Annotated in this window: 11 protein-coding genes and 1 tRNA gene; 10 read left to right on the top strand and 2 right to left on the bottom strand. The window is 58.4% G+C overall.

What is annotated here, in order from left to right; genetic code table 11:
- Nucleotides 1–87 precede the first annotated feature (87 nt).
- Together NW815_RS11775 and NW815_RS11780 are read left to right on the top strand one after the other, a co-directional pair.
- On the top strand, nt 88–333 hold the full coding sequence (locus NW815_RS11775) for a hypothetical protein (RefSeq protein ID WP_414416045.1): 246 nt from the start codon (nt 88–90) through the stop codon (nt 331–333).
- A 151-nt stretch (nt 334–484) separates the two neighbouring features.
- Nucleotides 485–1,069: an SRPBCC family protein gene (locus NW815_RS11780; RefSeq protein WP_414416046.1), complete on the top strand. Its 585-nt coding sequence runs from the start codon at nt 485–487 to the stop codon at nt 1,067–1,069.
- Between the two features lie 192 nt (nt 1,070–1,261).
- On the opposite strand, the gene NW815_RS11785 is transcribed toward NW815_RS11780, so the two are convergent.
- On the bottom strand, nt 1,262–3,199 hold the full coding sequence (locus NW815_RS11785; protein ID WP_414416047.1) for a DICT sensory domain-containing protein: 1,938 nt from the start codon (nt 3,197–3,199) through the stop codon (nt 1,262–1,264).
- A 236-nt stretch (nt 3,200–3,435) separates the two neighbouring features.
- Between NW815_RS11785 and NW815_RS11790 the strand changes: the two genes are divergently transcribed.
- The 4 genes from NW815_RS11790 to NW815_RS11805 all read left to right on the top strand — a co-directional run bounded on the left by NW815_RS11790 (nt 3,436) and on the right by NW815_RS11805 (nt 7,562).
- The gene (locus NW815_RS11790) at nt 3,436–3,879 is read left to right on the top strand and encodes a 2TM domain-containing protein (RefSeq protein WP_011434035.1); all 444 of its coding nucleotides are present in this window, start codon (nt 3,436–3,438) and stop codon (nt 3,877–3,879) included.
- A 120-nt stretch (nt 3,880–3,999) separates the two neighbouring features.
- Nucleotides 4,000–4,070: transfer RNA gene (locus tag NW815_RS11795), tRNA-Gly, on the top strand.
- Between the two features lie 788 nt (nt 4,071–4,858).
- On the top strand, nt 4,859–5,860 hold the full coding sequence (locus NW815_RS11800; protein ID WP_414357554.1) for an ABC transporter substrate-binding protein: 1,002 nt from the start codon (nt 4,859–4,861) through the stop codon (nt 5,858–5,860).
- Between the two features lie 61 nt (nt 5,861–5,921).
- On the top strand, nt 5,922–7,562 hold the full coding sequence (locus NW815_RS11805; protein WP_414342291.1) for an ABC transporter permease: 1,641 nt from the start codon (nt 5,922–5,924) through the stop codon (nt 7,560–7,562).
- A gap of 22 nt (nt 7,563–7,584) precedes the next feature.
- On the opposite strand, the gene NW815_RS11810 is transcribed toward NW815_RS11805, so the two are convergent.
- Nucleotides 7,585–8,226 (bottom strand): hypothetical protein, encoded by a 642-nt coding sequence (locus NW815_RS11810; protein ID WP_414387755.1) that lies wholly within the window; start codon nt 8,224–8,226, stop codon nt 7,585–7,587.
- Nucleotides 8,227–8,460: 234 nt separating this feature from the next.
- Between NW815_RS11810 and NW815_RS11815 the strand changes: the two genes are divergently transcribed.
- The 4 genes from NW815_RS11815 to NW815_RS11830 form a co-directional block, all read left to right on the top strand.
- Entirely contained in the window at nt 8,461–9,813 is a 1,353-nt protein-coding gene (locus tag NW815_RS11815; RefSeq protein ID WP_414387754.1) for an ABC transporter substrate-binding protein, read from the top strand.
- Nucleotides 9,814–9,924: 111 nt separating this feature from the next.
- Nucleotides 9,925–11,127: a carbohydrate ABC transporter permease gene (locus tag NW815_RS11820; RefSeq protein WP_414416048.1), complete on the top strand. Its 1,203-nt coding sequence runs from the start codon at nt 9,925–9,927 to the stop codon at nt 11,125–11,127.
- Between the two features lie 91 nt (nt 11,128–11,218).
- Nucleotides 11,219–11,740 (top strand): pentapeptide repeat-containing protein, encoded by a 522-nt coding sequence (locus NW815_RS11825; RefSeq protein WP_414329417.1) that lies wholly within the window; start codon nt 11,219–11,221, stop codon nt 11,738–11,740.
- A 94-nt stretch (nt 11,741–11,834) separates the two neighbouring features.
- Nucleotides 11,835–11,995, top strand: a 161-nt coding sequence (locus NW815_RS11830) for an NAD(P)-binding domain-containing protein (protein WP_414416049.1), incomplete at its 3' end; no start/stop codon positions are given.

Raw genomic sequence — 11,995 nt, forward strand, 5'->3', positions numbered from 1 at the left:
CGAAGCAGTCAGGGTCGGGTAGTTTACTTCAAGCTGGCTACAGTGGAGTTAAATCTGAAACATCTGAGCCAAACGAGGTGGGATCCGATGGTACTGGACACATTGCCGCTGGTTGCCGCTGTAGCCATCGCCATTTTTATGCTGGTTTTTTGGGTGCGGGTGGTTCGAGAGGCCATCTGGACAACGGTGGGGATTGTAATCATCTTGGCCGTGTTGTACGTGGTCTTTAGAATTGGCCCGCGGCAGGTGCTGCAGGAGTTGCGGGATCCCTTTGCCCTTCTAGAACAGGTTTGGCAGGTGATCGTCGGCTGGTTCAAGGCGCTCTTCCCCTAGGGTCTCGCTATCTGCTACACAGCCCTTTGATACAATAGATAACTCACAAGGCCAGCCTGTTGGAGCCGGTGGACAACGGTCTGGTCAAAAATCGATTCCCTCTCCGGTTTCCGCACTGCTCTACAGCACCTACGCGACTGAAGTTCTTGCCATGCCTTCTGACCCTGAATGGGATCCCCAAGACCCCACCCCAGAAGATGGGATCCCCATTCCTGCTGGCGTCAGCGGGACGGAGTCCTCAGACATCCAGGTGGAGGTGGAGGATTTGGGGGAGCGCCGCCGCCAAGTGCGAGGTCGCGTCCTGATTCCGGTGGAGCGGCAGCAGGTCTGGCAGGTTTTGACCGACTACGACCATCTGGCGGAGTTTATTCCCAACTTGGTGGAAAGTCGCGTCATTGGCCGTGAGAATGGCCGCACACTGGTACGTCAAGTGGGATCCCAAAAGGTTTTATTTGCCCAATTTTCTGCTGCGGTGGCGCTGGCTATTGAGGAGATCTTTCCTCAGCAGCTTCGCTTCCAAAAAACACAAGGGGATTTTCTTATCTTCGAGGGGTTTTGGGATCTGGCCGATTGGTCGGCCCATCAAACCTTGCTCACCTACCACCTGCAGGTCAAGCCTCCCCGCAGAATGCCTGTCGGTCTGGTGGAGCGCCGCATTTGCCAAGATTTGGCCCTGAACTTACAAGCCATTCGGGAGCGCTGCCTGAGTTTGTCGGATCATTCCAAGCCCGTTTGAGGCGCGCCCAATAGGTACCTCGTTCCCCAAGCGCTCCGCGCCGCTGACGCGACCACTCTCAGCCCTTCTGCCAAAGAAGAGGGGGGCTGGGGAACAGCTTTATTGCCATTTGTGGGATTTGATATTCGAGCTGGAATTTGCCAGGTGGATCCCAGAGGCAAAGTGGGCCGGTGGTCCTTCACCTTTCGAGTCTCAAGCAGCGATCGAGGGCTGTCCTTGGGTGTGTGGGTGCGCTATCGGCAGGGTGAAGTGGAAGGCACTGCCCTGATTGATCCCCCCCGATTCTGCCCAGATGCGCCCCCCCATGGCCTCAATGATCAGTCGGCAAATGGCTAGCCCCAAGCCCGTCCCACCCACCGAGCGCCGCAGGGATCCCTCTGCTTGATAAAACCGCTCGAAGATGGCTTGCAACCGGTCTGGCTCAATGCCGCGCCCGGTGTCGGCAACAGTGAACTTCACCATCGCCCCCGTCGATCCACCGGCTGGTGGCTCCACTTCTGCCCGAATCCAGATCCGTCCGGTGGAAGGGGTAAATTTGCAGGCATTGTCCAGCAGCTTACGCAACACCTCCACCAGCCACTCCCCATCCGCCCTAACCATTGGCAGCCGTTTGGGCAGCACCTGCTCGATGGTGGGCAAGTCTTCGTGCCGCCGTCGCGCTTTGACATTGCTCAGGGCCAGCTCCACACATTCTTGAGCAGACAACGGCTCGATATGCCAGCGAACGCGACCACTTTCCAGCTTGGAGAGGGTGAGAAAGTCCTGCACCAACTCCCGCAGCCGATCGGCATCTTGCAGGGCTGTGTTCAACATTTCCTGGCGCATCTCCAGGGGCATGTCGGGGTCGCTAGCCAAAGACTCCAAACACACCTGAATGGTGGACAGCGGGGTGCGCAGCTCGTGTCCGGTCACGGCAATCAGCTCTGATTTGGCCTGATCCAGAGCTGCCAACTGGCGATTGAGCTCTTCTAGGTGCTGATAGGCTTCTGCCTGCAAGAGGGCTACCCCCACTTGGTTGGCAATGGCTTCTGCCAACTCCAGAGTGGCCGGCTGCCAGCGGTGAGGGTGTTCGTGGTGTAGCTCCAATAGGCCCAGCAACCGCCCTTGATAGAGAATCGGCATGGCCACCCAAGCCCGAATTTGGGCCGGCTGCCACAGCTCCGGCACTCGCTGCAGGCGGGGATCCTTTTGGGTATCCTCGCAGCACACCGCTTGTGCCGAGGCTACTGCCTCCCGCAAAAAAGGGTTGCTGGGAAGAGGCCACAGGGATCCCTTAAGGCTGCCCATCGTTAGGGTGCGGTACTCCTGCTCAATCTGAACAGCAGGGGCCTGGCCATCGTAACGGTAGATCAAACATCGCCCCACCTCTGCCACCTGCCCCAGCTCCTGCACAGCAATTGCCAAAATCTCGCCGGGATCCAAAGACTGGCGAATGGCACTGCTGATGCGGTTGATCAGATGCTCTTTGCGCTCTTGCGCCCGAATGGTGCGGTAGGCCCGCTGCAGCTTGTATTGCCCTGCCTGGAGATAGGTGATCAGCCGCTCGGTAAAGGGGCCTGGATTCAGTTGGCTGGCGGAGTTTTGCGGGGATCCCTTGAGGTACTGGCGAAGGGGCTCAAGGCGAGGTTCCAGATCCGGTCGGTAACTGAGGATCTTGGGCAACAGGGCCAAAGCCGCTTGGACTGTAATCTGACGATCAAATGACCAGATCCCATCAAATTGGCGAGCTGCATCCATATCGCTGCTTTGCCAAGGACGCTCCCGCTGCATCTGCAAGCGTTCTCGACACACGAGGCAGGTGGCATAGTGGGCATCGATGACGATCAAGTGCCACTCCTGCACCAAGGGATCCTCTGGATCCAAGGGAATGGTGTGGTAGGGCAGGTCTGTCTGAGCAAAATCCTTTTCTGGGGTCGCCAACACAAACACGTCTTGGGCCATTGCGCTGATGCGCTGGTAGCGCCGTGCCTCCTGGCGGTAGTAGCGCTCCTTTTGAAAGTTAGCGAATACCCACGGGGATCCCTGCCCTTGCAGCACCTGATCCTCAATGGCGTGGCTGAGGGCAACCAAAGAGGATTTGAAATACAGTTGTGGGCGCAGGTGCGGCAAAGCCTGCAGCAGATCGCTCAATAGGGAGGTACGACTCTGGCGAAGGTAAGATCTAGAGCGGGTGGAGGCCATAACCCTACTGGCAAGCACAGATCACAGGCAGTACAGGGACACTTAACCCCAGAGAAGGAGGCTCGCAGTCTAGGTTTAGTCTAACGGTTGGGATCCCGCGGCGGAGGGAGCTTCATAAGGCGCAAGATCCAGCTAGCCCAAACTAAGAGATATAAAGTTTACGAAGTTATATGTAAGTCAGCCAAATGTCGGGATCCCGGTACAGCCAAGAGGACGTGCAGCAGATCCTCCAGCGGGCCATTGCCCGCCAGCCACGCCTGGGCGAGTTCACCCGCTCCCAACTGCAGGAGATGGCTGCCGAACTGGGGATCTCCCCCCAAGAGCTGGACTTGGCCGAGCAGGAATGGAAGGCTTGGCAAGAGCTGAATAGCCAACACCGAGAATTTCAGCGCTACCGCCGTCGGCAGTTTTACCAACTGCTGGGCCGCTATGGAATTGTCAACAGCTTTTTGCTGGGCTTAGACTGGCTCTCCGGTGGAGGGCTATCTTGGTCGCTGTTTATACTCATGGGGTGGGGCTTGACCGTTGCCCTCAAGGGCTGGAACGCCTACCAAACGGAGGGTGAACGCTACGAGAAAGAGTTTCGCCAATGGCAAAGGAAACGCCAGAAAGATCTCCAGAGCAAGTAAGCCCAGCCTACCGGAGAAGTCTGTCCCGCTGATGGAGATGGATTTTTCTCCAAACTCTGAGTGGGAAGGGGCACCGCCGAGAGATGCTACCATAGATATTCAGCATCGCTGAATGCCCGTGCGGGCGTAGTTTAATGGTAAAACCGCAGTCTTCCAAACTGCTGTTGTCGGTTCGATTCCGTCCGCCCGCTTCCCAACACTGGGCAGGCCTTAAACTAAACCTCAAAATAAACCTCAAAACTCGCCTGCTGTAGGCCTTTCGGGGCCCAACCTAGCCCCAAGGCAACGGTTGAGTTCGGGGCGAAAAGTGTCTGCGAGGGGGGTGGAGAAGGAGCAAAGCAGGAGGAGTCTTGTGAGCTTTTGGTCTGACCGTGGCGTATCGCGGCTGGGGTGGTACTACCGTGGAAGGCGTTACCGGTTGTCGACGGGGGTGCCGGATACGACGGCAAGCCGGCGGGTGGAGTCGGAAGCTGGTTGCCTTGGTTAAGCTTCTCTAGGAGGAGCTAGATAAGGAAGACGCTTTCGGATCCCTATAGCCAAAGTACAGGGTATGTGGTTCCAAAAAGCATAGCTGGTTGAACCAAGCTGTGCTTTTTCCTCTCACAATCTGGCCGGTAATTTTTCTTAATCAGAACTTAATCTCAAAATAACTAGAAAATAACTTTTGGATGATTTTATTGAGGTATTCTGAGCTGTATTCAACTCCTAAAATAGGGGGAAACCTGGGAACCCCGAAGCCAAAGCTTCCCCCGGCTTCCTGCGAGTTTTGTGAGCGAAGTGGGATCCCTGCTACGCAGGGGGTGCTTCTATCCATATCCATGTGGTTGTGACTTATAGTGGCTGTGATAGATGTTGTCTGAAAAGCTGCAATACAGGCTTATTCTCCGGTGAATTTGGGCAATGCTCTCATTTGTGCCAGATCGGCAGTAAAGTGAGAGTAAATGCAAAAACCGATTTTGGAATGGTTAGGAGAATCACCGTGCGTCCTCTATCTTTGTTGGCGGTGCTTTGCAGCGTGGCTTTTGCCCAGCCTTTTGCGTGGGGATCCTTGAGCTCAGCCTGGGCTAAGCCTTCCGGGACGTTGCGTTTGTACACCTCCCAACCCGATGCAGATGCTCAGAAAACTGTTGCTGCATTTCGGGAAGTTTATCCAGAGGTTTCGGTGGAGATCTTTCGCTCCGGCACCGAGGAGGTGATCAGCCGCTTTCTTTTAGAAGCAGAAAAGGGCAGCCCCCAGGCAGATGTGTTGTTGGTGGCCGATGCGCCCACCTTTGAGCTGCTGAAAGCCCGCAATTTGCTGGAGTCCTACTGCAGCCCTGAGGCCAAAGCCATCGCTGCCACCTACTACGACCCAGACTGCCACTACTTCGGCACCAAGATCTTGGCCACGGTGATCGTTTACAACACGGCCAAAGCCCAGCCCATCGATAGCTGGGCAGCCCTGGCCCAGGTTCCTGAAGGCCAACTGGTGATGCCCAGCCCTACCTATTCGGGCGCCGCCGCCTACAACTTGGGGGTTATCACCCGCACCCCCGGCTTGGGCTGGGAGTGGTACGAAGCCCTGAAAAAGAACAAGGCAGTGCTGGTGCAAGGCAATGGCGCTGTGGCTCGCAACGTCGCCAGTGGCGAACAAAGCTACGGCATGGTGGTGGACTTTCTCGCCATTCGCAGCCGCAACGAGGGATCCCCAGTGGAGGTGGTCTATCCCAAGGAGGGTGTGCCATTGATTACAGAGCCGGTGGGAATTGTAAAAGGAACGCCCAACCTGGAAGCTGCCCAGGCTTTTGTGGACTTCTTGCTGTCTCAGAAGGGGCAGGAGGTTGCTGCAGGGATGGGCTATATGCCACTGCGGCAGGATGTCACACCTCCGAAAGGGTTCCCCGCCTTGAGCGAGCTGAAGATCTTAAGCGTGCCGGCGACGGAGTTGGCCGAGAGCCGCGAGGCCGACAAGGCTCGCTTTGCCAAGTTGTTTGGGGAATAGGTTGACATCAAGCTGGCCAGACGCTGGCCAAGTCTTGCGGTGGAAGGACTTGAGCAAAGGGTTGAGGCACCCCATTATCCCCTGGCTGGTGGCTGTAGCCGCCCTTGTGACTCTGACCCACGTCTATCCCCTCTGGAGGCTGCTGCAGCGGGCCTTGGGCGGCGAAGGTGAGAACATCCGCTGGTTGCTGGAAACGCCTCGCGTCCATCTGGCGCTACGCCATAGCCTTTGGGTGTCCGCGGCCTCAGCGGCGCTGGCTCTTGGGGCCGCTCTGCTGCTGGCGGTGCTCACCACCCAGACGGATCTGCCGGGCCGCGGGATCCTACGGCTGCTCTTTTTGTCTCCTCTGGTGATTCCGCCCCAGGTTTTGGCCTTGGCCTGGATCCAGTGGGCTGGGCCGGTGGGCTATCTGCAGCAGGGGCTGCGCTGGATTTTGGGAAAGCAGGGATCCCTGTGGAGCCTCTACACACCGGCGGGGATCATCCTGTTGCTGGCTCTTTTTGTGCTGCCGATTGCCTATCTGACGCTGGTGGCGGGCCTGAGCCGGCTCTCCAAGCAGGCTCAGGAGGCGGCCCAACTGGATGGGGCAAACCTGCTGCAGGTTTGGCTCTACGTCACGCTGCCTCTGTTACGGCCCTCTGTGGCGGCAGCAGCAGCACTGGCGTTCCTGGGGGCCTGGGGCAATTTCGGGATCCCGGCCTTGCTGGGGATCCCGGGGCGCTACCTGACCTTGCCCACTCTGCTGTACCAGGAGGTGATCAACTTCAGCGGCGATGGGTTTGGGCGCAGTGCGGCGCTGGCGTTGCTCTTTGGCTTGCCGGCCCTCTTCTTCTTGAGCTGGCCCCAGCGGAGTCAGGAGGGGTTGGATCCCGGCGAGGCGCCTCCGGATCCCTATCGCCTGGGCTGGCTGGGTTGGCTGCTCAGCGGGATCCTTTTCGCCGCAGCTCTGCTGGTCGTTCTTGGGCCCTTGCTGGCCATGGCTGCGACTGCCCTGCTGCGGGCCTATGGCCTGCCCCTGACCTGGTCTAACCTAACCCTGGAGCATTTCCGCATGGTTCTTTTTGATCTGGAGCGGGCCCGCCGCGCCACGCTGCACAGTTTGGGCTTGGCGGGAGGAGCGGCACTGCTCTGCAGCGGGATAGGGACGATCTTGGGCTATGCCCTGACCCGCTTGAAGGTGCCGCTGTTGGCCCTGCTCAGCTTCATCGTGGACTTGCCCTATGCCCTGCCGGGCCTGATTTTTGCTTTGTCTCTCATCTTGGTGTGGTTGCCTCCTCCCCTGCCGGGGCTGAGCCTCTACGGCACCCTATGGCTGATCCTGATGGCCTACCTGGGGCGGTTCTCGGCCCTGGCACTGCAGCCCCTGCAAGCGGCGTGGCGCAGCTTGGATACCAGCCTTGAGGAGGCAGCCAGTATTGACGGGGCCTCCCTGCTGCAAACCTTTCGCCACATCTTGGTGCCGCTGCTGGCGCCAGCCCTGACGGCGGCAGTGTTGCTGGTATTTCTGCAATCTTTTGCCGAGCTGACCCTCTCCGCCCTCTTGGTGACCTCCCGCTCGGAGACCTTTGGGTGGCTCATCTTTGGCTTGCAACAAGGGGGCTATACCCAGCAAGCGGCGGCCCTAAGTACCTTGCTGCTGATCGCGCTCTTTGCCCTGGCCGCGGGGATCCAGGCGCTGCGGCGGCATGCCAAGCCAAGCTGAGGAGGGGATCCCTGCAAATCCTTCACGGATTGGGGCCGATCGTGGTGGTGCGGCGGATGGGTTGACCCTTTAGAGTCTTGCCTTCTACTGTTTTCACCCAGCCTTGCCCTGGTACAAATCGGTACTGCACATCGGTATCAGAGCCACCGAGCAGATCCCCTTGGGCATTGAAGACGCGAGTTTCCCGCTGCCAGTGTCCTGGCCCGGTCGGTGTGCTGCTCGACTCGGTGGTGTAGGTTTGGCCGCGAGCATTGTTGAATTGGCCGCTGTGCTGCCAGCCTTGCCCCGCTTGGCCCTCGATAAGGCTCGAGCTGCTGCCCACCGTCTTGCCCTCGGCGTTTTGCAGGGTGGTGCTGCCCTGCCGTTGCCAACCCTCATGTGTGTGAGTAGTGGTGTGCTGATGGTTCAGGTTCCAGGTCTGACCTTGTTGGGTAGTGACTTGGCCGGAATAGTCTCCTTCCACCCCCTGACCGGGAATGAATTGCCGGGATCCCTGGCCGGAATAGGTGCCACTACCCGATCTGCCACTTGGCCCGGTGCCAGTGTAGGTGCCGGAGTGAGTGAAGGTGCGCTCACCGCTCGGGGTCAGGGATCCAGCCGTTGGCGTGGTGGCTGTGCGAGTGCGTTGACGGGGGCGAGCCTGCGCAAAGGGAGCAAGCGCCATCAGGAGGGCAGTAACCAATAACAGGCAAAAGCTTGCGGTTTTCATTTTCATTCTCATTTTTCGAGACCCCTTGAGAAATTGCCAATCATGACCCAGGCTAGGTGCTCACCTCATCTGACTCTGACTTCGGCCTGAGGGTTCACCTCCCGAGGGGATCCCGCCAGACATAACCTGCTCTTAATGTCGGTGCTGTAATCTCAGAGGTGCCTTTAGCGAATGCGACTGCATTTTTCTATGAACACCCGTCGTACTTTCCTGGCTGTTGCGGCTGGCCTGGTGGCTGCGTCTGCTGCTGCTCTTCTGGCTGCCGACAGCTTTGCTCAGTCTCCTGCCGAAGTCAAAGTTTGGATTGCCTTTACCGACAACCGCCTGGATTGGGCCCGCGAAAAAGCGGCAGAGTTCAACAAACAATTTCCTCAATACAAAGTTACGGTCGAAGGCTACGGCAACTACGAAGAAATTCAGCAAGCCACCGACCTGGCCATTCAACAAAATGCTGCTCCTTCGGTGGTGCAGTGGTTTGAGGTGGGCACCCAGCGGGCACGGGATTTTGGTTACTTCAAGTCCATTGCCGAGGCTCTGGGCAATCGCACCGAAGTGAACGGGATCCCAGTGAATTTCGACGATTTTATCGAGCCGGTGGTGAGCTACTACACCCTGGATGGCAAATTTACGTCCATGCCCTGGAACAGCTCCAGCCCCATTCTCTACTCCAACACGGCCATCTTGAAGAAGGCTGGGATCGAAAAGCCGCCGGCCACCTGGCAAGAGCTGGAGGCTGCTTGTCAAAAGATCATGGCCCTCCCCGACGCTCCCCAGGGCTGTGTGACCTGGCCCAATCACGGCTGGTTCTACGAGCAGTGGATGGCCCAGCAGAATGCCCTCTTGGCCAACAACGACAATGGCCGTGCCGCCCGTGCCACCCAGGTCTTTTTGGACTCGGAGCCGTCAATTGCCATCGCCACCTGGTGGAAAGGGATGTATGACAAAGGCTACTACATCTACAGCGGCAAGCAGCGGGATTGGGCAGCCACCGAGCAGGCCATCCAGACCGGTACCGTCGCCATGGCCATCACCAGCAGCGCCGATGCCGCCAACATCACCAATGCCGCCAAGCAGAACAACATCGAGCTGGTCACCACCCGCATGCCCTACAACGCCGACAAGGGTTGGACGGGGAACTTGATCGGGGGAGCCAGCCTCTGGCTGGTGAAGGATCTGCCCAAGGCGGTGGAAGAGGGGGCGCTGACCTTCATGTTGTGGCTGAACAACACCGAAAATGCTGCCGAGTGGCACCAAGTGACCGGCTACTTGCCCATTCGGAAAAGCTCGGTAGCTTTACTGGAGTCGAAGGGCTGGTTCAAGGAAAACCCCAACTTCTTCACCGCCAGCGACCAAATCAACAATTCCAAGGTGACCCCTGCCACTCGGGGGGCGCTGCTGGGGGCTTTCCCCGAAATTCGCAACGTGGTGACCCAAACCATGGAAGATCTGATGCTTAAAGGCGGGGATCCAGCCCAGGCTATGGCCAAGGCCAACCAGGAGGCCAACCGCCTTCTGGCCGAGTACAACTCCCTTTACCAGTAGCCCCAGTGTCGATGGGCCAGGGGTGTTATTGAGGGATGGGGGTGGGCGGCAGCCTGCCCCTTTTTGGGTTTTGACGAGGCTCTTGTGAAGAGCAAAGCCGAGGTGAGAGGCATGTTGGGATTCGTCCAAGTGTTGGTGCCGCTGTTGGCGGGGTTGCTGGGATCCCTCTGGATGGGGCTCCGTTTTCGACGCATCGAGTGGCCTGTGCCGGTGGGGGCAGTGCTGGGGGGCCTAGCAGGAGGGCTGGGATCCCTGATTTTTATGGCGCCCCTGGATTTTTGCACTTTTGAGCCGGAGCGCAAGGCCATCGACATGGCCTTTGGCGTGGGGCTGGTGCTGGCGGGCATGGCCATTCCCCTCTGGCCGCTGTTGGCGTGGACGCAGAAGGAGCAGGAGCGCCGCCTGGGGATCCCCGGCCCAGCTGTTCAGGAGAGGGGCATCTTTAAGCAGTGGTGGCTGGCGTGGCTGCTCTTGTTGCCCACCTTCACGATCTTGGTGGTGTTTCTCTACTACCCAGGGCTGGATACCTTCCGCCTTTCCACCCTGCTCACGTTTGTGGGGGCGCCGCGCAGCCGCTTCGTCTGTGTGGATAACTTTACCGCTTTGCTGACGGATTCCACCTATCTGCGCAGCCTGGGGATTACCTTTGCCATTTCGGCGGCCATCGTGGTGCTGGGGTTGAGCGGATCCCTGTTGATTGCCACGCTGGCCTACCAGCCGATTCGAGGGGCGGCGATTTATCGGGTGTTGCTGATCTGGCCCTACGCCATTTCTCCAGCGGTGGCCGGGATCATCTTCTTTATCATGTTCAACCCCTTGGGAGGGGTGGCCAACCATTTGCTGGGCCTGGTGGGGATCCCCCGTTTAAACTGGCTCAGCGATCCCAACTTGGCCCCTTGGGTGGTGATCTTTGCTAGCGTTTGGAAGCAGATGGGCTACAACATTTTGTTTTACCTTGCCGGCCTGCAAAACCTGCCCAAGGATCTGCTGGAAGCGGCTGCCATTGATGGAGCCGGGGCAGTGCGTCGCTTTTTTGCCATCACCCTACCGCTGCTTTCTCCCATCACCTTCTTTTTGGTGATTACCAACATGACCTATGCGTTTTTCGATATCTTTGGCACCATTGACTTGCTGACTGCTGGGGGCCCTTCCGGATCCACCTCGGTGTTGATCTACGAGATCTACAAAATCGGAGTGTCTTCTGGAAATTTGGGCAGGGCTGCCGCGCAATCCATCGTCCTGTTTCTCATTGTGGTGGGCTTGACAGTCCTGCAATTTCGCACCACCGAGCGGAATGTAACCTACGGCGGATAACGGCTGTCTCTGCTGCAACGCAATGATCCCAGTTCTCAGTGGGCAAGGGGAAAATCGGCAAGAATGGGGGTAGAGAATCTAGGGATCCTCGATGGCCCCAAAATCCAACGCCTCGACTTGCTGGCGCGACTTCGGGAAGCTGGGCATGCTGCTGGCGGCCACTCTGCTGCTTTGGCTCCTCTGGGGCTCCATAGCGGGCAGCCAAGCCCGTCTCAACTTCAACAACGCCGATCTGCAAGGTCAAGATCTATCCGGCCAAGATTGGCGGGGCAGCAGCTTTGTCAGCGCCAACCTGCAGGGCGCCGATCTGCACGGGGCCAACCTTTCGGGGGCGGCATTCACCAAGGCCAATCTGGCGGGGGCCAACCTATCCGGTGCCGATTTGAGCAATAGCCTTTTGGATCTAGCCAATTTGGCAGGAGCCGATCTCAGAGGGGCCAAGCTCACGGGAGCCATTGCCGCACGGGCGGTTTGGCAAGGAGCGCAGATTGCCGGCGCCGATTTCAGCGAAGCCTATGTGGATCGGGCGGCAAAGCGGCAGTTGTGTGAGCGAGCTGAGGGATCCCACCCGATAACCGGCGTAACCACCCGTGAGAGTTTGGGCTGCCCTTGAATCAGGGCCGGCAAAGGTGAAGAAAACAGGATCCCTGAGCCCCGTCGGTCAGATTGGCCTCTAGATTGGGTGAGGTGTCGATAGTGCCCCAACCATGAGCAAGCCCAGCTTTGCGGTGATTGGCCTAGCGGTGATGGGGGAAAACCTGGCCCTCAACGTCGAGCGCAATGGCTTCCCGGTTGCCGTCTACAACCGCACCAGCTCCAAAACCGACCAGTTCATGCGGGAGCGAGCCCAAGGCAAACGGATCACCCC

Origin of the sequence: Synechococcus sp. R6-7, assembly GCF_047461695.1 — a bacterium.
GTDB lineage: Bacteria > Cyanobacteriota > Cyanobacteriia > Thermostichales > Thermostichaceae > Thermostichus.

Coding starts and splice junctions, on each gene's coding strand:
- NW815_RS11790 (WP_011434035.1), top strand. CDS start 3,436: ATGTCGGGATCCCGGTACAGCCAAGAGGACGTGCAGCAGATCCTCCAG.
- NW815_RS11810 (WP_414387755.1), bottom strand. CDS start 8,226: ATGGCGCTTGCTCCCTTTGCGCAGGCTCGCCCCCGTCAACGCACTCGC.
- NW815_RS11820 (WP_414416048.1), top strand. CDS start 9,925: ATGTTGGGATTCGTCCAAGTGTTGGTGCCGCTGTTGGCGGGGTTGCTG.
- NW815_RS11775 (WP_414416045.1), top strand. CDS start 88: ATGGTACTGGACACATTGCCGCTGGTTGCCGCTGTAGCCATCGCCATT.
- NW815_RS11825 (WP_414329417.1), top strand. CDS start 11,219: ATGGCCCCAAAATCCAACGCCTCGACTTGCTGGCGCGACTTCGGGAAG.
- NW815_RS11815 (WP_414387754.1), top strand. CDS start 8,461: ATGAACACCCGTCGTACTTTCCTGGCTGTTGCGGCTGGCCTGGTGGCT.
- NW815_RS11780 (WP_414416046.1), top strand. CDS start 485: ATGCCTTCTGACCCTGAATGGGATCCCCAAGACCCCACCCCAGAAGAT.